Annotated in this window: 15 protein-coding genes and 6 tRNA genes; 13 read left to right on the forward strand and 8 right to left on the reverse strand. The window is 32.3% G+C overall.

The window, feature by feature from the left end:
- The first annotated feature begins 58 nt into the window (after window positions 1-58).
- The 4 genes from AVL50_RS27695 to AVL50_RS27710 all read left to right on the forward strand — a co-directional run bounded on the left by AVL50_RS27695 (window position 59) and on the right by AVL50_RS27710 (window position 9,140).
- The gene (locus AVL50_RS27695; RefSeq protein WP_062620507.1) at window positions 59-1,078 is read left to right on the forward strand and encodes a DUF6615 family protein; all 1,020 of its coding nucleotides are present in this window, start codon (window positions 59-61) and stop codon (window positions 1,076-1,078) included.
- Between the two features lie 443 nt (window positions 1,079-1,521).
- Window positions 1,522-3,141, forward strand: a complete 1,620-nt coding sequence (locus AVL50_RS27700; protein WP_172826938.1) for a VWA domain-containing protein — start codon at window positions 1,522-1,524, stop codon at window positions 3,139-3,141.
- A 634-nt stretch (window positions 3,142-3,775) separates the two neighbouring features.
- Window positions 3,776-7,900 (forward strand): hypothetical protein, encoded by a 4,125-nt coding sequence (locus tag AVL50_RS27705; RefSeq protein ID WP_062620511.1) that lies wholly within the window; start codon window positions 3,776-3,778, stop codon window positions 7,898-7,900.
- Window positions 7,901-7,928: 28 nt separating this feature from the next.
- Complete coding sequence (locus AVL50_RS27710; RefSeq protein WP_062620513.1) at window positions 7,929-9,140, forward strand: leucine-rich repeat domain-containing protein; 1,212 nt, start codon at window positions 7,929-7,931, stop codon at window positions 9,138-9,140.
- Between the two features lie 97 nt (window positions 9,141-9,237).
- Here the strand turns inward: AVL50_RS27710 and AVL50_RS27715 are convergent, their stop codons facing one another.
- The 3 genes from AVL50_RS27715 to AVL50_RS27725 form a co-directional block, all read right to left on the reverse strand.
- Window positions 9,238-10,425 (reverse strand): site-specific integrase, encoded by a 1,188-nt coding sequence (locus AVL50_RS27715; RefSeq protein WP_082796036.1) that lies wholly within the window; start codon window positions 10,423-10,425, stop codon window positions 9,238-9,240.
- Between the two features lie 295 nt (window positions 10,426-10,720).
- Entirely contained in the window at window positions 10,721-11,263 is a 543-nt protein-coding gene (locus AVL50_RS27720; protein ID WP_062620517.1) for a hypothetical protein, read from the reverse strand.
- Between the two features lie 49 nt (window positions 11,264-11,312).
- On the reverse strand, window positions 11,313-11,699 hold the full coding sequence (locus AVL50_RS27725; RefSeq protein WP_062620519.1) for a hypothetical protein: 387 nt from the start codon (window positions 11,697-11,699) through the stop codon (window positions 11,313-11,315).
- Between the two features lie 246 nt (window positions 11,700-11,945).
- Between AVL50_RS27725 and AVL50_RS27730 the strand changes: the two genes are divergently transcribed.
- The gene (locus tag AVL50_RS27730) at window positions 11,946-12,188 is read left to right on the forward strand and encodes a hypothetical protein (RefSeq protein WP_062620521.1); all 243 of its coding nucleotides are present in this window, start codon (window positions 11,946-11,948) and stop codon (window positions 12,186-12,188) included.
- 37 nt (window positions 12,189-12,225) lie between these two features.
- On the opposite strand, the gene AVL50_RS33760 is transcribed toward AVL50_RS27730, so the two are convergent.
- The 5 genes from AVL50_RS33760 to AVL50_RS27755 form a co-directional block, all read right to left on the reverse strand.
- A complete protein-coding gene (locus AVL50_RS33760; protein WP_062620522.1) occupies window positions 12,226-13,317 on the reverse strand; it encodes a DnaJ domain-containing protein in 1,092 nt (363 codons plus the stop codon).
- A 250-nt stretch (window positions 13,318-13,567) separates the two neighbouring features.
- Window positions 13,568-14,284, reverse strand: a complete 717-nt coding sequence (pepE, locus tag AVL50_RS27740) for a dipeptidase PepE (RefSeq protein ID WP_062620524.1) — start codon at window positions 14,282-14,284, stop codon at window positions 13,568-13,570.
- A gap of 374 nt (window positions 14,285-14,658) precedes the next feature.
- Window positions 14,659-15,153 carry a hypothetical protein gene (locus AVL50_RS27745; protein WP_062620526.1) on the reverse strand — a complete coding sequence of 165 codons (495 nt, stop codon included), beginning with the start codon at window positions 15,151-15,153 and terminating at the stop codon, window positions 14,659-14,661.
- A gap of 146 nt (window positions 15,154-15,299) precedes the next feature.
- Complete coding sequence (locus AVL50_RS27750) at window positions 15,300-16,100, reverse strand: (Fe-S)-binding protein (RefSeq protein WP_062620527.1); 801 nt, start codon at window positions 16,098-16,100, stop codon at window positions 15,300-15,302.
- A gap of 35 nt (window positions 16,101-16,135) precedes the next feature.
- Window positions 16,136-17,506, reverse strand: a complete 1,371-nt coding sequence (locus AVL50_RS27755) for a (Fe-S)-binding protein (protein WP_062620546.1) — start codon at window positions 17,504-17,506, stop codon at window positions 16,136-16,138.
- A 506-nt stretch (window positions 17,507-18,012) separates the two neighbouring features.
- On the opposite strand from AVL50_RS27755, the gene AVL50_RS27760 reads away from it, so the two are divergent.
- The 8 genes from AVL50_RS27760 to AVL50_RS27795 all read left to right on the forward strand — a co-directional run bounded on the left by AVL50_RS27760 (window position 18,013) and on the right by AVL50_RS27795 (window position 21,118).
- Complete coding sequence (locus tag AVL50_RS27760) at window positions 18,013-19,335, forward strand: DUF5103 domain-containing protein (RefSeq protein WP_062620529.1); 1,323 nt, start codon at window positions 18,013-18,015, stop codon at window positions 19,333-19,335.
- 152 nt (window positions 19,336-19,487) lie between these two features.
- A tRNA-Pro gene (locus AVL50_RS27765) sits at window positions 19,488-19,562 on the forward strand.
- A gap of 24 nt (window positions 19,563-19,586) precedes the next feature.
- Window positions 19,587-19,660: transfer RNA gene (locus AVL50_RS27770), tRNA-Arg, on the forward strand.
- A gap of 36 nt (window positions 19,661-19,696) precedes the next feature.
- Window positions 19,697-19,771: transfer RNA gene (locus AVL50_RS27775), tRNA-Pro, on the forward strand.
- 22 nt (window positions 19,772-19,793) lie between these two features.
- A tRNA-Arg gene (locus tag AVL50_RS27780) sits at window positions 19,794-19,867 on the forward strand.
- A gap of 33 nt (window positions 19,868-19,900) precedes the next feature.
- Window positions 19,901-19,975 (forward strand) — tRNA-Pro (locus AVL50_RS27785).
- Between the two features lie 20 nt (window positions 19,976-19,995).
- Window positions 19,996-20,069, forward strand: a tRNA-Arg gene (locus tag AVL50_RS27790).
- Between the two features lie 467 nt (window positions 20,070-20,536).
- Window positions 20,537-21,118 (forward strand): outer membrane beta-barrel protein, encoded by a 582-nt coding sequence (locus AVL50_RS27795; RefSeq protein ID WP_062620531.1) that lies wholly within the window; start codon window positions 20,537-20,539, stop codon window positions 21,116-21,118.
- Window positions 21,119-21,301: the final 183 nt, after the last annotated feature.

Genomic DNA, 21,301 nt, shown 5'->3' on the forward strand with positions numbered 1-21,301 from the left:
TTGCTAATAGTCTATTAGATAGCTATTAAAATAGAGACAGTTAATTAAAATATAAGTAATGGAAATACTTAAAAAATCAAGTAATTATTACCAGGAAGCTATTAAAAACTCATCTGCAATCAGTTTAATTAAGTATATTTCAATAGAAACATATAATAGGATTTCTCTTATAAAATATTCTCATAAAGTGTACCTTGATAAAGGCGAAATTGATAAAGAGTTAGAATATATAGGCATAAAAGAAGAAACATTAACTCAAAATATAGTTTATGAACTTTGTAAGTTTCAACTAGAAAATGATTTACAACTTTTTAAACTATTTGAATCTAAAAATGAAAAAACAAACGGAAGTGATATTCTATTAACAATTAAATTTCAGAACGGTACAATTAAATTTCCTTTCCAAGCAAAACTATTAACTACATACACAAACAAAAAAGATGGTTCTTATCATCATCTGCAACACGATAATTCTCAAGGCATTCAAATTGATTTATTAGAGAAATTTGCTAAAGATATTGGCTCTGGTATTGGATTTTATCTTTTCTATAATTATACCTCAGGTAGTAATTCAATTTCTAATGGAGAAAAAGAAGAATATTATGGTTGTTCCTTTACTAATACTGCTTTGGTTCGATCATCCAAAGGAAATGCAGAAAATAAGAGAGTTAAGTTTAGTGAGCTACATCCACCTTCTAAACCATTTTATCATTTTTTTGGTATTACACCAAGCCTAAATGAAACTTCAATAAATAATCCTGATGGTAACCCAAACTTTGATGATGTAGATAAATTCTTTAAAGAAAATGGTATTGATAACTACAAAAATTTTGATCCACCTCTTAGATTTTATACAGAAGAAGAAATGAATGAAGAGAATATTAAATATTGGCAGGATCTTAATAGTAACTCTAAAAATTACATAACTAACAACATAAAAAAACAAAATGAATTTAACCCTAGATATAAAATTGATGTTGTATCAAATCCAATTTCAATTAACGATGAAAAAGAAATTGAGAATAGAGGAAATTTAAAGGTGAAAGATAAAGCCTTAGAAGTAGAATTTATAGTATAAAGTAAACTCTGTTTGTTATTTTCAAAGAGAGTGTTTTAGAAGCCGGTATTGCTTTTATTTTGAGCAAGAATCCCTTTTTAAAAAACTAAAAAAAATAACTACAATAATAAACGGTCTAGGGTTGTTATAATTATTGCAGGTAGGATCTAGTAACTACCACTAGAAATCATTATTAAAGTTTTAAGTTTTTCATTATGATTTATAAGAACTAATAACATTTGTAATTTATAGCTTAATTTCAAACAAATAGAAGTCATGAATATAATTTTTTCTAAAGCTACAAGTCTTAATCACCATTACTTGGGTTGTAGTTTGTGAGATCTGTTATTCGAATAAATCAAATCAATATTGTGTCCGAAATCAATAAATTAATAGATATAGTAATGTCATATATAATGATAGTGAAGATTGTTTTTTTTATCATTTTAATACCAATTATAGTAATGATGGTAAAATATAGAGAAACAATTAAAAACTATATTGTAAATCTAAGTAATGAAGTTATACAAATTTCAATTATTGTTTTATGCTTTGGGCTTTTTATTTCTAGAACATTATTTAGTTCCATAAGAGATTCAATAGATATACTTTCAATTTCGTTATTTTGTATAGGTATTTTTGCCTTGCTTAAAGAAAATATTAAAGAATTAATAGCGAGCATAAAAGAAATTGGGCCTCACGGAGGATTAAAGATTCCTACTAGTTTAGAAGAGGATATTGATAAAGCAGAAGATAAATTAAAAACCGTAATCAATAATTATGGTGACTCGGAAGAATTTTATAAAAACCTTGTGAAAGAATATACATCTTCAACAATGATAGACTTATCTAAAATCGAGTTTAGAATTGAAGAAGAATTACATTCAATAGCGAACATAATTAATAACACGAACAGAGATATACCTATTGGGGGAATTAAACTTATTGAATTTATTGAAACATTTAAATCAATTGATGATGATGTTACACAAGTTGTGAGAAAATATTGGGAATTCAAGGATACTCTTCTAACAATTGATAACGATTATTATTCTAGATCTGTAGCTGATTCAGGCATCAAAATCATAAGGATATTAAATTCTGTCAAAGGAAAAGTTAGAGTTAATAATCAAGGCCTAAATGAAAAAACATTTAGTGGCATACCTAAGGGAATAATATCAAATAATCTTCAAATTTCACCAAAAGAAGACATTGTTGAGTTATATACCTCAATTTCAGTATTAGATTCTAATCTAAACGCTTTTCCTTTGAAAGAATTAAAAGATGAAAATTTTAGAATTTTTGAATCATATGCGAAAAATAAAAAAAGAGCAAAGATTAGCGAAGTGACTCCAATTAGCAAATTAAAAATTCCATTAAAAATAATAATCGCAATTGATGTAAGTCCTTCGATGGAAGGAGAGAGATTAGAAAAGGCAAAATTAGCGACTAAAAGACTAATAAGCCAACTTAATAGTTATAAAGATAAATTTGAACTAAAAGTTGCAACTCTACCTTTTTCAGGAGAATCCCTTGATAGGGAGAGTTTTATAGTGAACTCGAAAGATAATTCAATTTGGTTTTCAGAGGTGGAGGAAATCGAAAATATAATAAATAAATTAGAAACTTCAGATTGTACTCCTTTATGGGATGCTATTAATTTATCTATTGAAGAATTATCTGAAACTGATGGATACAATTTGATACTTTGTTTAACTGATGGAGGTGATACCAAGTCAAAAATAAATTACAAAAATCTTCTTGAAACTGTTAATGAACATAATATTCCAATAATTAATATTGGTTATGGTAAGGCTAGAAATCATGATAACTTAATTGAGATATCAAAACGTTCATCTGCAGGAGACTCGGGTTATGGGTCCTTCATGAATGTAACTCCAAATAAATTACCTAATATTTTCTCAGATGTAGCTAATTCTATTGCTCATTCATATATAATTACTTGGAAACCTACTGGAGCTCCTAAAGGAACCGATGTAAAGGTATTGATTACAGTTGAATACGAAACAGAATTTCATGGACAATTAAGAGCTAAATTTGAAAAACAATATACTTCAAAATAAAAAAAGTAACTCCCTCCTCCTAAGAGAAACTTTTAAGGATGCAAGTAACAAAAATATCAAGTATATTTTCTCCTTAGGTGTATCTGATATTAAGACAGTATAATTAGGATGGCAAGTTAAAAAATAACTATATCGTCATTTGAAGTTTTACATTTATACATTTCTATAAAAGTGTTCTCAAATGAATCGTATAATATTGATTTTCTGCTGTTTTTAAAGAGTTTAATTCTAGTGAATGTGTGCGATGAAGATAGTATGTTTATCTCTAGTTTCTCTTGAAATATAGAATACTAAGTAAGTACTTTTTTATATAAACTATTGAGTTTATTATCGCTTGTTTCCTCGCTTAACTGTAAGAGAAAGGGATCTTTAAAAAATGATTTAATACGGTTATAGGGTAAGTATTGAATAACGGAAAGGTAACCAAATTAATGCCTCTATTTTAATCATATTTAATATGATTGATGACATTATAAAAAAGATATGCTTAATTTTTTGTTCCTCTAAAGAGGGTCTACAGTCAGTATTCAAAAATGCTGATTTATGATATACATACTTTTTTCATATCTTTACTAATGCAAGCTAAAACGGTGTACTTTTTTAGGCAAACAACTTATAAACTATTACTCATCAAATGTACGAACGATTAGAAAGAAGCAAATCCACTCATTCACGAGATTATGATTCATATAACGCAATAAACATAGATCCCTACGAAGAGCAACGTCCAAAACAGCTAATTGCGGGCTATTTTTTCTTTGTTGATAACTGTCTCTATTATGTTAGGAGAACAGGAGAGGAAGAACCTTATTTTTCTCTTCATCTCAATACCCCAGTTGAAATAAGTAAATATAGGAAATCTGTAAAGGTTGGCGAATTATCCAATTTTAAACAACCGCCTTTATTTATTTACAGAGAGATGCTTTTTCATAGATCAACGGATCAAGCAATTTTTGAAAATGAATTACAACAAAATTTCCAAGGGGCATTTGGTGAAATTGAAACGCTAAAGAAACGAGCCCCTGAAGAAGTGCCTTGTAAGCTCTATGTAAAAAATGATAAAGTCTGTGTAACCGTTTTAAGCAAAGAAGGATTATATGATCTGCTTCAGGCATTAGGAATGCATAAAGAAGATATCACTCCGTTGAATTCTAGTGTAGATTTTAATACTATCCTTACTGAAACAGATGTGCCAGTCACTCTAATATTGGGTGCCTTGGAAACCTTTTTTATTAATAAAGATGCATCATTATTACCTGCACAGCTTTTTAGTAGCGAGACGGAATATAAAAAATGGCGAGCTTATCAAGGCAAAAAAGCGAGAAGACATAAAGAGGAAATTGAAAATCTGAGAAAGGCGATTAAGGAACAGGGTGAGGTAATTAATATAGGTCAAGTTCGGGTTAATCCTAAACTAAATGAAAATGTATTTATTCATTATGATATTACTGTCGCAGATCTAAAAGCTTTAAAACTAACAATTGATATTGGCAGCTCCTCACAATCGAATCAGCCGGATTGTTTATTGACAGAGGAATTACAAGAAAAAATAGAAAAGATCCTGCTTCATAAAATGGACGAATGGGAATTGTATCTCTTCGACAATGCATTTTACTTTTTTCAAAATACCAAGAAGTTGAGCAATGATATTCCGTATGAAAATTCAACATTTGGTTTCCATTTACCTGAACAGATCATTCTAGATTTTACTTTACTGGAAAAATTAGAGAGTAGCCTTTTTAATGGACAGTACATAAAGAATAATATCAGACTGGAAGAGGAGTTTTACTTAAAACCTTTGTCGTTGGACTATGATAAGCTCATAGACGATATTATACAATTAGATCAGGAGTTCAATAAAATTGACCTAATTAATCATTATATCAATGCGCTTGATGTTGAAATTACTTATGCTTTTGCTTACATGTATTGTACAATCATGGAAGATGGAGGTTTGCTTGAAGGTAAACATATGGCAGAACAGAAGATATTAAATGAGCAGTTGAGCCTATTGCCTGATCTTCAAAAGATGAAAAATCATCCTCCTTCAATAGATAAATTAAAGCAACGATACGCTGAAAAGACGGGAGGAGACACAGCATTGGTTACTCTTTTGAAAAAGAGAATGTATGAGAAGGGATTCATCATGAGTTACTTTTTAAGTGATCACAAAGATTCCCCTTCTGCGTTCGATGCAGATAAAATAGGTAGTAAAATATACGTAATTGCAAATAAGGCTTATTATGACCTCAACTCAATTTCTCCACCTGAAAGTAAAGGTTTAGAATATGATAGAGAATTATATATATCAACATCAAAAAGCTTTATAGTAGGCGATGCAAGAAAGGCCATCCAAAAAGAGTTAGATCATTTATCAGGAAACCCTGAGAAGTTTAAACAGTTAGATCAATATTGTATTTCTAAATATGATGAAGGGCTTATACCATTGCTTCAAAGAACACAAGTATGGTATGATGGTTTTGAATTGCCAAAAGATAGTTATCTGTATGAATGGGTTACAGTAAAGTGGCTGGATGTTACGCCCATAACTCAGGAAGACTTTGAGAAAGAAAAGGTTGACAAGGAATCTGATTTACAAGGGTGGTTAATTCAAGATGAAAATGATAGGTTTCGATATAAATTAGGGGATGGAGATACGGTTGAATCAGTAGGAAAGTATTTAGATGTGACATTAACCCAACTTCGTGAGGTCAATCAACTTTCAAAAGAGAACGTATTTCAACCAACAGGAGACCAATTTTTAGAACAAAAAGGCAGTTACCTTTTATTGCCTGTAGATTACGCTCCTGGCTTTGGACAGAAATATTATCAGGAAACCATAGGTTCAGGTGATGGTAAAGAGTATAGAAAAGTAGAACGGGTAAAAGGCAGCTGGCAACAAAAAGTTTTTTTAAACTATGCTTTTCAGACGAGTCTGTACGGTGCTTTTCTGAATTATTTACCTGCCGACTTTTTTGAGGATACAATGCTTACTAATTCATTAAATATGGATTTGCAGATACAGATTACTCCATTTATCATTGCCAACTTTCGATTAGGTGTTGGTTTTGGGGAACATTTGTCCTTAGAGAGAGGTGATGATAGAAAAATCAGTGTCAACCTTTCTACCTCTATGGTGGCGGTGCTAAAAACTATATCTCCCTACGACGATCAGATTGGAGCCAATTTCCAAGCAGGAAAAGAATATTCAACAAACGCATTTAAATCATTAAATGGAAGCTATGACTCTTACCGACACTTCTTCGCTTATTTACAGTTGGAAATCTTTAAAAAGTTTGGTTCTACGGATCAAAATAAGGATAAAGACAACCTCCTGTTAAATCCTAAATTATGGGATGAAAGCGTTAAAAAAGAATTGCTGAAAGGATATAAAAGAGTCCATATAGATGATAAAAACATTGTAAAGGGTGAGGTGAACTTACCGAATGACATCCTCTCTATTTCTGGTGAATATTATACATTGGAACAGAGTTCAGAAGTAGTAGAGGGTTTGAAAAAGACTGATTTTACCAATGGTAAATGGCATCTAATGCATAAAACGGATGATAAGGTTTTAAAAACTTCATCAGAATCGAATAAGGTGACCTATGCAGAAATAGATGTGAGTTGTTTTGATAGTAAGTTGGGAGTAAAAGGTACTTATCAGAATATTGAATTCCATAGTAACAAAGATAATATTGGGAAGTATTTATCTTTATCATTTTGTGCCAATTCAGATCTTAGCCTATCGGAAGTTTTTAAAAATAAAAATAATTATATTCAATTATTAGGGACCTCATGCGGAAATATTATTGACGGATTTAAAAAAATAGCACCAAGTGAAAGAAAATTAGCGAAAGGTTCAAAATTGGCCGACTATTTTAATTCCCATTTTAAGAAACTTCAAGCAGGAAAAAGTAGTGGCACCTCCTCAAAGGGATATATGAAGTTTCACATCCAAATGATTATAGAAGAAGACGGTTTACATATACAATACATCAGAGTTTCAGCTGGAGGTTCTGTAGGGGCAGAAGTAGACACGGGTGTTGCTAGTTTAGAAGGAGAAGCTTCGATAGAAAAAGAGCTTTTTGAGGTGTCGGCGGATTCCACCTTAAGTTATGTGAGTACAGTATTTAATGCAATTGGTCAAAAAGAATTGAAAAAGAGTACTGATGCAGATAAAGAACTGTTATCAGAGTTGATAGCAACACTTTCCAAAAATGTGCTCCGAGAAAAAGGAAAACCTAAGGGAAATAGTATTCCCACTACTACCAAATTTCTTAAAACCTATGGAGAAAGAGGCAGTAAAGATCTTTACCTCCAGCTTAAAGATAAACTTTTTAGTCTTACTTACATTCAATGGATAAAACACATCAAGAAGAATTCTAGTTTTTTTATCTCAACACATGATCATGTCCAAGAGCTCACAGATATCATCCAAAAAGGATTTTCTGTGTATAATGCAAAGGGTATAGATCCTGAAACTGCAACTTGGAAAGGTATGGGGATAAATTGGCTGTCTGAGGAGCAGTGTAAAAATTATTTAGGTAAACTGGATAAAGTACTATCTGCTTATAATAAAAATCCTAAAGCTCCTTTTGATAAAAATGCAGGTACAATTTCTTCTTTGTATTTACAAAGTGTTCTCAATGGAGAGAGCGATACAAATAAAATGCAAAAGTTCTTTTTCGAAGATATATTATTTCCACTCTTTATAGAAAATCAAATTCATGAAACACTTACTTATTATAACTATTAGTTTTTGTATAATAATTTCTTGTAAAAATATGAATTCACACCAAGAGACAACAGAGATAGCATTAAGTGAAAAATTTAAACACAAATACGCTTATTTCGCTACAAAGATTGATTCAAACGGTTATGTTGAAAGTATTGCATATAATGAATCTAATCACCCAAGTTTAAGAGATTTAGGTGATTTAATAACAGAAGTACCAAAAGAGTTTCTTCAGTTTAAACGTGTTAAAAGATTAAAACTATATCAAAACCAGTTAACAACGCTTCCAGATTTTATACAAGAATTTGATAGTCTAGAAGAACTTGATTTTCATGATAACCCTATAGATGAACTACCAGAATGGATAGGTAACCTGAAAAACTTGAAGAAATTAGATCTTTCAAAAACTAATATAAAGGAACTACCTAAAAGTATAACAGCATTGAAACATTTGGAGGTGCTTTATTTTGAGGAAACTCAAATAAAAGGGTTTCCAGAGGAAGTATTATCTTTTCAATCTAGTTTAAAAAGATTATTTGTGGATGAAGTAGAGCAACTTCCTGAAGAAATTAGTGCTTTTGATAAGCTGATTGAAATTGGAGGGAAGATACATAGTTTCAGATACTTGGATAAAATTCCTTTATTAGAAAATATATATATCAATGACAGTAAAGCAAATAACTTTCCTCCTGGTTTTGGTCCTATTCATTATCTTTCGGATTTACATCTGATCGATTGTAAATTTATAACCAAATTACCATTGACACTAGGCAAAGGTGAGCACTTAGGTGGTATACATACTCCGTTCCCATCATTGTCATTTTGGTTTAGTGGTTGTGAAAAATTACAAGGTTTACCGATGACTTTTCAAGGAAAAAGATTTCTTTCTCTTCATCTAAATGGTTGCAAAAACTTTAATTATATGGCTACTGATATGTATATCGGTACTTTTCAAGCACATGGAAACTATTGGCACAATATGCCTAAGAATTTTTATAAAAATGATGTGAAACATTTCGAAATGTATGACCATAATATCATAACACTACGTGGTATTGGTAACTTCAAAAGCTTGAGATTTCTCGAAGTAGCTGATGGTAAAATCCATAAAATTCCGGATGAGATTTGTAATTGTAAAAAACTGATCACTATAGATGTTAGTGGTAATCCTATTAAATATATCCCTGATTGCTTGGAGGATTTGGAAGAATTAGGGAATGTTTATGTTCAGAACACTCCTTATTGGGAGGAGAAGCAGTAATGTTTTGTTAAATATGTGCTATAATTATGCCTTACACTTAGAATAATACAATTTATATATAATCTAAGTGTAAGGTAATTTTTTTTAAGTTAAGAGCTTAATTTTTTTCAATCTTCTCAAATTCATTAAAAATCCTTTCCTCCAAAATGATAGCATAGTGATTTTGAGTGGTCACAACGGAGGCATGACCAAGCATTTTACTTACAGACTCTAAAGTCATTCCCTTTAAAATCATTAATGTACCAAAAGTTTTACGACCAATTTTTGATGATACATGCTTATCAATACCAATTTTTTTAGCAATGTTATTCAACGTATAATTATATGCCCTCACTTGCTTATAATCACTTTTTAGATCACGATTTTTAAAATAGTCTTCAATGAGTATAATGGCTTTTTTTATTAAAGGTATCGTACATCTTTGGTTACTTACTAAGCTAGTCTTATCCCTTTGTATTGAGATATACTTTTGGCCTTTAGTATTGGTTTTATAATGCTTTTTGAAGTCAAAATTTTTACATTCATTGAAATGCATTCCTGTGTAGCAGGATAGTAAAAACCAATTTTTTGCTTTTAACTCGTGCTCATTTTTTGGTCTGTAGTTTTCAAATAATTCCACTTCAGTCTCATCAAGAAAGGTAATATCGCTTGGCTTTCTTTTACCATATTTAGGAGGAGAAACTCGCATGTGGTAAATCTTATTTTTTTCTGCATAGTTATTAATAGCATTGACTAAGAAATTAATATCCTGTTTCAAGGTACTTTTTGTAACACCTTTTGAAATAAGATCCTCATAAATACTTTCAATTTTAGTTGTGTCAAGATATTCAATAGAATTAATACTTAATTTAGTGAGGTGTTCAGTAATTCTATTTCTACAAGAATTTAAATTTCGGATCCTTGAAGCTGTCTTGATTTTCATTTCACGATCCATGTACATATCAAGGACGTCCTTTAGATTTAAAGACATTTTTTTGCCTCTGTAGATATCTACAAGATCGTTCGCAGTAAATGCAATATGAGAAAGCTGAAAGGTATTAGCGATCGATCTAATACTTGCTTCTACTACAAAGAGTGATTCATTTAATGTATGAGCCTGTGGATGATTAATTATTTTACCTTTTCCGTTCCATTGATCTTTATAGCATTTAACTCCTGTATTTAGTCCAGAACGGGCTTTTACTCCATTTACAGTGATCCACATTAGTATGGACCCTTTATTATTAGATCTGTTTGTACGGTAAAACAATGAGGTGACAAGATTCATTGGACTGATAAAGTTCATAGTATTCACGTTAGTAGCACACTTTTTTTTGTTGGTACGTGTGATACTAAATGTGATACTAGTAAAGTGAAAAATAGAAGTTTTTATTATCTCTTTTTAAAGAATATTATAGCAGAAATAGGTGTTTTTGCGGTATAAAATGAATGTGATTATCAAAAAAATTGTCCTTATTTTTAGTCATGACAAAATTACAAAATTAAAGTAGAAACGAAAATCACAATCTCGTAAACTTTGTGAAAGTCTAGCTGAAGGTTGTATTCAATGTTTTAAGAGAGATTAAAATCAAAGAAGAAAATTATAAATCAAGCATATAGCCAAATTGATCAAACCAATTAGAGCAAAAGAGGGCCACATTTTTCAAGTTGCTTTTAATGTCATCATGAGTCATTTGTGCTTCTTGATCAATGCATTTGATATAATACTGTTGTCCTTTTATGGTCACTGTTTCAGTATCTTCACTCTTTTCTGAAACTACTTCACAAGTATAAAATGGAGCCTTAGTACTGGAGATAGTAGTACCTGTGATATTTTTAGAAGGAGTGATACCTAAGTGAAAAGTATCAAAAGATGCTATTTCCTTTTCTTCTCCCATTTTCTTTAAATCTACATGAACGGTATAGCCATCAGGTAAATGATCTTTAAATACATTTTCCCCTCTCGTTATTGCTTCTTGTTCAGGAATAGTAGTTTCAGAAATATCTATCAATATAGTAAGTGCATGGTCATCAACTTTTAAAAGATCAACATGAGTATTTGTTAATCTTCTAAGATGTACAGCGTGATGTTGGATGCTGTTCTTGGCTTCTTCTGTAATATTTAATGATCTTATATTTTTCATAATTTAATTCAATTAAAGAAAGGAAAACGATTTAAATAAAAATTATACCCTATAAGAATAGGCCTTCAGAGGTCTCAAAATCAAAAATAGAAATCTGCTTGTTTTCCCGCCCTAATCTTATGGCTTCTTCTTTATCTTCCACATACATTACAGAATCGAAGTAATAAAGAAAGTTCTGAGGGTCATGCCAACCTCCTATGAGTTTTTGGTGTTTTAGAGCATGTCTGATGCAGAACTTAATTCCTTCGTTATCAAATTTATTTTGTGTTGCTTGAAAAGCTATGATGTAGCCTTTTTCCTTTTTGAAGATTTCTTTGGTAGAAAGGTCGAATGTAAAACCTAATTTATTTCTTTGAGCAATAGATTTTATTCTATCTACTAAGAGTTTGAGCGTCTCGTCGTGCTCTGTTTTTATGAAATGATCTGGAGAATTCATGAGAAATTTGTATGTAATCTGAAACAAAAGAGTGTCTGTTCCATTGTAATTGTCTTTGTTAGATGGTGTTCAATTATGGCACCAAAATTCAATTATTCAAGAAAGTATTTAATGATTTTATATAAATGTTAATTAGTGATTTGAGTCAGAGTTATTTAAGTGATATAGTTGGAGTTTTGGGCTGTAATTAAATGGCTTCTACCATTATTGGAATTTAACTTAAGTAATCAATTAAACTTTCATCACATGCCCACTTCTAGAAGATCAAAACAGCTTATAGTAGCGATGAATACACACAAAGCGATGTCTTTGCAGAACTTGTCAAGAATCTTAGGAATTCCTTTTTCAACTTATGAACTTAATACTATCATTGAACAGTTTGAAAAAGAAGGCATAGTAGAGGGAGTAGAAATAAGCCCTAGAGGAACTTTTGCCACATTGACTAAAGTTGGAACACAATTATCTTCTGATATTCTTGAAAGTAGATAAACAGTAAATAGTTCTTTAAAAAAGGCATTGTCATAAATTATTGACAATGCCTTCTGAATTGGTAAAGTGCTTCTGCGTAACCTTGTTTTGCTGAAGTTTCCCAATAAATACATGCGTTATTAGAATTTTTCTGACTCAATTCATAGTGCCATCCTAAATAATAGTTGGCCAACGCCTTCTGTTTTTTGAAGTTTAAAGCTTGTAATAAGTATTGCTGTGATAAGTTGAATTGACGCCCGTTTTGAAGTGCTACTCCTGTCATTAATATACTTTCCTCATAATGTATACTTTCTTTGGTTACTTTCTGAAAGCATTTAGTAGCTTTTTCATATTCCATTAAAAGATCATTATAAGTTTTGCCCATCCAAAAATCAATCTCACTTCCACCATTTTTATATTCATAAGCTAATTCAAAAGCTTGTATAGCTCCAATGCCGTCACCATCCAAATAAAGTGCTCTTCCTTTATAATAATATAAATCTCCAGAAAAGGCGGTCTCCCCCTTCATTTCTCTTTCAACATTTTGAATATGATACAATGCTGAGGATGGATTTTTAGATAAAACTTCAATTCCTGATTGAATTACTTTTGCTCTTTGATAATCCTCAAATTCAAGCAACTGTTTAATATCTTTGTGAGCGAGGCGTATTCTGTTTTCTTTTAGATTTGTTAAGCCAGAAGCATAAGCCTTGTCTGCCAGTTTACTCTGGTGCTGGACAAAAAAAGAAATAAGCCCAATCATGGCTACCACGTACCCGCCTACGATATAGGGTACATATTTCTTGTATTGCTTCTTCTCCTTTATCTTTTCTTCCTGAACGTTAGTTCGATAATCTTCTCTTCTTTGTTCTTCTTCTGGAGTGTATGCCCTTTGTGTAGGAGGATTCTCAGTAGTTGCAGTAGTATTATGAAATGAAAAGTAATTTAATCCGTTATCGTATTGAAATTTTTTAGTGTCATCATAAAGAGTATTGTAGGCTTCATTGATGAGTTTGAATTTTTCTTCAAAATCTGAATTACTTTTATTTACATCAGGATGATACTTTTTAGCTAAAGTCAGGTAAGCTTTTTTTATTTCTCTTTTTCCTGCACTTCTATCAATCCCCAGTATGTCGTAATAATTATCCATGTAATATAATATAGAACTTGAATGCTAAGTACTAAGACAAAATTAGTTGTCAATTATTTTTGGCTTTGTACATTATTTGTATTAAGCAGTAGCAATATGAAATTTTTATTGAAAACGAAAATAGGATATTTATTATTAATAATGAGAAATATTAAAGAAAATTAGGACCATTATACCATCACTTTAAGTTTGATAACTTGCTTAAAAAGAATTATTTGAGTTCGATGTGCATAATGATCCTAATCTATAGTTATTTCAAAAGGAAGTTGAAATCATCCTCAGGAGTTAATTCATAAGGTGTTTTCCCTTGCTCAAAAATTCTTGCAGAAAGAGGTCCTTCCAAGCGAATGTAATCGCCTTCAACCCTTAACCATGAACCTTCACGAAGTCCAACTACTATCTGATCATTGTAAGTGTGGAATTCTTTAATTCTAGTTTCTCTTGTTTCCCCCATATGTTTTGAGGTTGGATCTGGATCTAAGTAATGCGGGTTCAAGTTAAACGGCACCAAACCCAAAGCATCTAAAGTTGCCGGGTGTGCAATAGGCATATCGTTGGTGGTATTAATAGTAAGGCCTGTGATATTAGAGCCTGCACTTGTTCCCATATACTTCATGCCTTCACTTACTCTTGTTTTGATCGTTTCAATCAAACCTAATTTTTGTAATTGATCTAACAATACGAAAGTATTTCCACCACCGGTGAAAACTCCTGAAGCAACAGCTAAAGCTGATTTCGGATCTTCAAACTCGTGTAACCCTCTCATTTTAAAACCAAGTGCATTGAACTTTTTAGCGGCTATTGCAGTGTATTCATCATGAGAAATTCCACCTGGGCGTGCAAATGGGATAAAAATTACTTCATTGGCTCCTTCAAAGAAGGATTGAATCGTTTCCTCACAATAGGATAAATAAGGTTTTCCATGTACTGTAGAGGTACTTACTATTAATAAGTTTCTTTCATTCATAACACTAGGTTTAGTTAATATGTAAGTACTGGGACAAAAGCAAATGGATATTTTATCTTATCTTTTTTACCCTACTCTTTGTTAGATTTTTATAGCTTAACTAAGGCTATGTTCTGTAAATCTGCCTTGATTAGAATAAAAAATATTAAACTAAAATCATCCCTTTTCTTCTGTCACAGTACTTAATGTATAAATATATGTGCTTTTATAAAAAAAAGTGACTATCATTAGAATAGTCACTTAGAGTATGTTTGGAATATATTTTTTTGAAGTAAAAATTTTCCATTTTAGGTTGTGAAGACATTAATAAACTCACGTTCTGAAAGGGTGAATTTTTACTGAAAGACATATTTCAAACATGCTCATAAGGCTTTTTAAGCTGTAATTTTAAAATATCTTTTTAGCCAGGAATTACTTGCTTCTACAATCCATCTTGCACGGAAATCTCCTAATGTTTGGATGGTATTGTCAAAAATTAAAGTAGAAGGTTTTAATTGGCCTTCAGAAACCATATTTTTTGCTTCGTTCATTTTGAAAGTAGCAACTTTATCTTCTTCATTCAGATAAGCCACTGTCGTTCTTTCAAATAAAGACACATTAAGCGAAGATTCAATAGATCGGATAACGCCAACAGATTTATCAATAGAACAACCTGAAGCCGCATGCACTCCTTCATCCACTGTTATGACAATAAATTGTCCTTTTTCTATGCTGAAGCTTGCATCCAATTCACTTCCGTGTGCATTCCATGTAGAAATAAACTGCTCAAGCAATGAAGTGATGCTTTTTTGTTCTTCAGAAGTGAAGGCTCTATTTGATTGGTAAATCCAAATACGGGAAGAATCCGGTAGCTGATTTATACTTTTCATTTGATAATTCTTTTTTATGCAATATACACTTAGTTTCTAAATGTTTTGAACTGATTGTTTAATAAACTGTTTTAAAGAAATAAAAAAGGAGCCTTTTGAGGGGCTCCTAATGGATGAATGATTTGAATTGGTAATATATAGTTCTGTTATAATCCTTTTGACTCGGCTACAAGCTCTGCCAAATCCATTACTTTTACATCTTTCTCTTTTTCTTTGTTTTTGATACCGTCACTGATCATTGTCATACAGAATGGACAACCGGCTGCAACAACTTCTGCTCCTGTTGAGATCGCTTCTTCTGTGCGCTCAATATTAATATCTTTATTGCCTTGTTCTGGTTCTTTGAACATTTGTGCCCCACCTGCACCGCAGCACAATCCGTTCTTTTTGCAACGTTTCATTTCTACCAAATCAGCATCCAATGCTTCAATTACTGTTCTTGGAGCTTGGTAAATGTCATTGGCTCTTCCGAGATAACAGGAGTCATGAAAAGTGATTTTCTTTCCTTTGAAAGCTTCGCCACCATCAACAGAAAGTTTTCCTTCGTCGATTAATCCTTGAAGGAATTCAGAATGATGCACTACATCATAATTACCGCCTAGAGCAGGGTATTCATTTTTAATCGTATTAAAACAGTGTGGACAAGCGGTTACAATTTTCTTTATTTCATAAGCATTCAACACTTCAATATTTTGCATTGCCTGCATTTGGAATAAAAACTCATTTCCAGCCCTTCTTGCAGGGTCGCCAGTACAACTTTCTTCAGGGCCTAAAACGGCGAAGTTGACATTCACTTCATTTAGAATTTTTACAAATGCTGTAATTACTCTTTTATATCTATCATCATAAGAACCGGCGCAACCTACCCAAAATAATACTTCAGGATGTTTTCCTTGCTCAACCATTTCGGCCATCGTCGGTACTTTTAAGAAATTTGTATCTGTCATTATTATGTGTGTCTTTTTTGTCGATGTAAATTGAATTAGGCTTTGATATTGTCAGTATCTGACTTCTTTACTTCTTGTGTTCTTAATTCTTCACCCCATTTGAAACGATCACTTGCAGCAAAAGCCCAAGGTGCTTGGTTGTTTTCAATGTTTTGGAAGACCATATTCCATTCTTGAGGTGTTCCCGATTCTTCCATTGCAACATATCTTCTCATTTCTAAAATGATACCAAGAGGATCAATATTTATTGGGCAAGCTTCAGCACATGCATTACATGAAGTACAAGCCATCAGTTCTTCTTTAGAAATATAGTCACCGTACAGCATTTTTCCGTCGTCTTGGAATGTACCCCCATTAGCATCTCTGTTTTTACCAATTTCCTCTGCTCTATCTCTTACATCCATCATTACTTTTCTAGGAGAGAGTTTTTTACCAGTAATATTGGCAGGGCACTGAGAAGTACAACGGCCACATTCTGTACATGAGTAAGCATTCATTACGTTTCTCCATGTCAAGTCCTGGACATCTTTAGCACCAAAAGTTGGCATTTCATCAGAGTCACCTTGATCTGTATTCTCGACAGGCATTCCTAACATGATTTTCACCTCATTAGTAACAGATTCCATATTCTCCATTTTACCCTTAGGTTCCATTTTCGCAAAATAGGTGTTGGGGAAGGCCAGGAAGATATGAAGGTGTTTTGAATAAGTGATATATACTGAGAATGCAAAAATACCTAATATATGTACCCACCACGCAGTTCTCTCAACGGCTACTAAAGCTGTTTCAGAAAGACCGGAAAAGAGAGGTGCCAAGAATTGACTGATCACGAAAGTACCTACAATAGGGTAGTGTTCATTTCCCATCTGCTGGAGTACCGCGTCTGAGGCATTCATTGAAAACAACATTGTCATCAAAATGATCTCGGCATATAAAATAATGTTGGCGTCTCTATAAGGCCATCCCTTCATTTCTTCCATATGAAAGCGGGGGATTTTCAACGCATTCCTTCTTATAAGGAAAATAAAACATGAAACAGTGACAGCCAAGGCCATTATTTCAAAGAAGCTGACAATGAAATGATAAATAGAACTAGGTATAACGTTAGCAAAAATACGATGCTGACCAGTGATGCCGTCTAATACAATTTCAAGAACTTCAATATTAATCAAAAGAAATCCTGCGTAAACTGCAAAGTGCATCAAACCTACTAAAGGTCTGTCAAACATTTTCTGTTGACCGAAAGCCAAACGAAACATGTTTCCGAGTCTTTTTTGCTGATCACCTTTTATTTCTACATCCTTTCCAAGGAATATGTTTTTATAAATAAATGTAGCTCTCTTGGTTACCAAATATCCTGTAAAACCGATTGCGGCTACAAAAGCGAGCTGTTGCACAATCTGAATCATAATGCTTAAAAAGTTTCTGTGTGTTTATTGTGTATACTTAACTACTTACATCATAAAAATGTTATGCATGCAGAGTATTTATTACTAATAAAGTACTTTCAATGCGTATTTACAAATATTTAAATGTAAATAGTTGAATAAATATAATTACCTAAATCACAACTACTTTGATTTTGTTATAAATAACGTAATAAAAACACTTATTGAGAATGATTCTAAATATGAATAATTATTCACTTATTGTACTTTTTGATTATGAATTGAATAAAACATAGAATTTTCTTTCGCATTGCAGGGCGATGTACATTCTACTATTGTTATTTTGCTATTAATTCCAAAATCGAATCCATTTTTATCTTAAATTGCTGAAAGTAATCAATAGAGAATTTTTTTGATTTGCTGTTTAAGGAATTGTAGAAGAACGATTCATAACAAATAATGATAGATGGCTTATTTTACCTCTAGTATATTACTAATTATTCTATAAATCTAAATCAAACAACATGCTTAAGTTACTTCCCCTTTTTTTTATCGTCTTATCATTTACAAGTAACCTTATAAAGGCACAGCCGGCAAAGTGGGAGATTGTAACCTCCAAGGATTATGAAAACAAAAAGATCAGGTATGCAGATTACGTATATGATCCTAATGTGAGAACGGTTCAATTGTATTCGAAAGGAGGCAGTAAAAGTATTCCTCAGCTCAATTCACCTATTGTCAGTTTAAATAGACAGTTTCCATTAGTACTTGAATTTGATCTCTTTGGAGATGATGCAGATTATTTTGAAGCAGAAATTGTCCATTGTAATAAGGATTGGACTCCATCAGAATTACAGCCTATTGAGTTTATGTCGAGTTACAACTCCTTTAAATTAAACGATTTTGATTTCTCAATGAATACAAGTGTGCCTTATGTGCATTTTATGTTTGAGTTGCCTAAAGTGAAAATGTCAGGTAATTATTTATTGAAAGTTTATCATGAAGGAGATAAAGATGACCTTATAATAACAAAAAGGTTTGTTGTTTATGAAAACACAGCTTCAGTAGCTTCCAAGATGGTTGAAATGAAAGGTAGTGAAAGAAGATATATGCAGCAAATAGACTTTACAGTTAACTACGGAGGATTGACTGTCGTCAACCCTAACAAAGATTTTTCTGTTACAATTCTTCAAAATAATAGATGGGATAACTCTATTGTGAATCTTCAGCCACGTTTTGTGAGAGGACATGAAAATGTTTTGGATTACAGTTATTATGATGGAGAGAATGCATTTTTGGGAAGCAATGAATTCAGGGTCTTTGAAGTAAGTAGTATTAACACAAGTGGAGCATCTGTTTCATCAACTGATATTATGAAAAACTTTAGGAAGGTAAGATTGAGAAACGATTTAGTAAGGAACAGAAAGGCTTTTAATCAACAACAGAATGATTATAATGGTGGATATGTAATTGGAGCGTTCGGTAAACGTGATTATTGGCTGGAGTCTGATTATATGGAAGTGTTTTTTACTCTAAAATCTGAAAAACAATATGTGGGAGATGTGTATGCATATGGAGGTTTTTCTCAATGGCAATTGAATGAAGAGAATAAATTAGTCTATGATGCAGGCCAAAAAGCCTATGTAGGGTCAGCAATTGTGAAACAAGGAAGATATGATTACATGTATACTGTTGTTAATACATCTAATTTGACCCGTGATGATGTAGAAATTGAGGGAAGTTTTAACCTGACAAAGAATGAATATGAGATTTTAGTCTACTACCGAGGACCGGGTGATAGGGCCGATAGAGTGGTTGGATACCGTCTTTTAAAGGCAAATAAATAATTTATTCATTTTATTTTAACATTTAATTCCTTGAGAAATAATACGTTTACATTGGTTGACAGAAAAAAGTTTTAAAGATACTTGCACAGTTAGAAAAATACCTACACCTTTGCACCGCGTTAAACAAAAACAGTCCTTTTGAGAGACACATTCGGGATGTAGCACAGTCCGGTTAGTGTACCTGGTTTGGGACCAGGGGGTCGCAGGTTCGAATCCTGCCATCCCGACTTTTGAATTACTTTCAAAGGTATGGTCCGATAGCTCAACTGGATAGAGCAACTGCCTTCTAAGCAGTAGGTTCCAGGTTCGAGTCCTGGTCGGATCACTGTTTTTGTTTAATGTTTCTTTTAAAGAAACTTATCGGGATGTAGCACAGTCCGGTTAGTGTACCTGGTTTGGGACCAGGGGGTCGCAGGTTCGAATCCTGCCATCCCGACGATAAAGAACTTTAAAAGGATGGTCCGATAGCTCAACTGGATAGAGCAACTGCCTTCTAAGCAGTAGGTTCCAGGTTCGAGTCCTGGTCGGATCACAATTGAAAAACCATTCCTTCTTAGGAATTCTTCGGGATGTAGCACAGTCCGGTTAGTGTACCTGGTTTGGGACCAGGGGGTCGCAGGTTCGAATCCTGCCATCCCGACTAGAAGAACTTTTAAGGATGGTCCGATAGCTCAACTGGATAGAGCAACTGCCTTCTAAGCAGTAGGTTCCAGGTTCGAGTCCTGGTCGGATCACTTGTGATTCGATAAGCCGATAACAGCAATGTTGTCGGCTTTTTTTATGTTCAAATTTTTATTGAATTCTAATTTTCGTTAGTACCTTTTTTAGTAAAAATGATAATACCTTCCTCTTGTTGAATTTCCTCTATTATTTATTTGACTTAATCATTTTCTGATCTTGTTAAAGTGATATTCAAGTTATAAGAAGGTGGTGTTGTATGTGTTGTTATAAGAGGTATTCTTTGATTGTTAAGATTAAAAAAAATGTACGTTCTAAATATAATTTTAGTAAATTTTTATACTGTTTCTGGGTCCGTATTGTTAATATTAAAAGAATAAATATAAATTATTTTATTTTTTTATGAAAAATTACAACCATGATTTGCTTTAGATCTTAACAAGTGAAAGCTTTGTGTCGTTGGAATTAATGTATTTTTTTAAACTATTGTTTATAACTAAAACACAACAAATTTATTTTTATAATGAAAAAGTCAATCTTAGTTTTACTTTTAGCTCTAGCATCTATTGTTTCAGCAAACGCACAAGATAAAAAATTCACTATTGGTTTAGGTGCAGGTGTTTCTTTCATGGGTCAAAAAGGTACTTTTGGTGATTTGGAATCAAAGACAAAAGGTACTGGTTTTAACTTCCTTGGTAACTTCTATTACAATATCAACCCTAAAATTTCAGTAGGTGTTGAATTTGCTTCAGCTGCGGCAATTTTGAAAGAAGAAGGAGAAGATAGCAACGGTTTAGATGCTACAGGAATTGGTAACTACTCTTTAAAAGGTAAATACCACTTCGGTGAAAATAAAGTTAGACCTCACGTAGGTTTAGGTATCGGTATGTATAATATCGTTCCTGCAACTCAAGGATTCGATAGCAAGTCTGCATTCGGTGTATCTCCAGAAGTTGGTTTAAACTTAGGTTTCTTCCAATTAGCTGCAGTTTATCACTTAATCTCGAATGTTAACTATGACACTGGACTTGGTGAAGATTTAAAAGTTTCTACTTCAAACTTTGAAGTAAGAGGAATCTTCAATATCAACTTCGGTTCTAGATAATTGTTATAGATATTCCAACAAAAACTGTTACATAACTTGATTATGTAGCAGTTTTTTTTTGCCTAAAAAATAGCTGATTCAAGAAAATAGCTCTAAATTAGTTCTGAAATTAATCAAGTGTCAATATTACAATATATAAAATTGGTACTTTCATTATTTCAAGAGCTAATTTTTTTAGCTTAC

Origin of the sequence: Flammeovirga sp. SJP92, from assembly GCF_001583495.1 — a bacterium.
Classification (GTDB): domain Bacteria; phylum Bacteroidota; class Bacteroidia; order Cytophagales; family Flammeovirgaceae; genus Flammeovirga.

Bases quoted from the DNA above. Each gene is read 5' to 3' on its own strand.
- AVL50_RS27695 (WP_062620507.1), top strand. From the start codon at position 59: ATGGAAATACTTAAAAAATCAAGTAATTATTACCAGGAAGCTATTAAA.
- AVL50_RS27700 (WP_172826938.1), top strand. From the start codon at position 1,522: ATGATGGTAAAATATAGAGAAACAATTAAAAACTATATTGTAAATCTA.
- AVL50_RS27705 (WP_062620511.1), top strand. From the start codon at position 3,776: ATGTACGAACGATTAGAAAGAAGCAAATCCACTCATTCACGAGATTAT.
- AVL50_RS27710 (WP_062620513.1), top strand. From the start codon at position 7,929: ATGAATTCACACCAAGAGACAACAGAGATAGCATTAAGTGAAAAATTT.
- AVL50_RS27715 (WP_082796036.1), bottom strand. From the start codon at position 10,425: ATGAACTTTATCAGTCCAATGAATCTTGTCACCTCATTGTTTTACCGT.
- AVL50_RS27720 (WP_062620517.1), bottom strand. From the start codon at position 11,263: ATGAAAAATATAAGATCATTAAATATTACAGAAGAAGCCAAGAACAGC.
- AVL50_RS27725 (WP_062620519.1), bottom strand. From the start codon at position 11,699: ATGAATTCTCCAGATCATTTCATAAAAACAGAGCACGACGAGACGCTC.
- AVL50_RS27730 (WP_062620521.1), top strand. From the start codon at position 11,946: ATGCCCACTTCTAGAAGATCAAAACAGCTTATAGTAGCGATGAATACA.
- AVL50_RS33760 (WP_062620522.1), bottom strand. From the start codon at position 13,317: ATGGATAATTATTACGACATACTGGGGATTGATAGAAGTGCAGGAAAA.
- pepE (WP_062620524.1), bottom strand. From the start codon at position 14,284: ATGAATGAAAGAAACTTATTAATAGTAAGTACCTCTACAGTACATGGA.
- AVL50_RS27745 (WP_062620526.1), bottom strand. From the start codon at position 15,153: ATGAAAAGTATAAATCAGCTACCGGATTCTTCCCGTATTTGGATTTAC.
- AVL50_RS27750 (WP_062620527.1), bottom strand. From the start codon at position 16,100: ATGACAGATACAAATTTCTTAAAAGTACCGACGATGGCCGAAATGGTT.
- AVL50_RS27760 (WP_062620529.1), top strand. From the start codon at position 18,013: ATGCTTAAGTTACTTCCCCTTTTTTTTATCGTCTTATCATTTACAAGT.
- AVL50_RS27795 (WP_062620531.1), top strand. From the start codon at position 20,537: ATGAAAAAGTCAATCTTAGTTTTACTTTTAGCTCTAGCATCTATTGTT.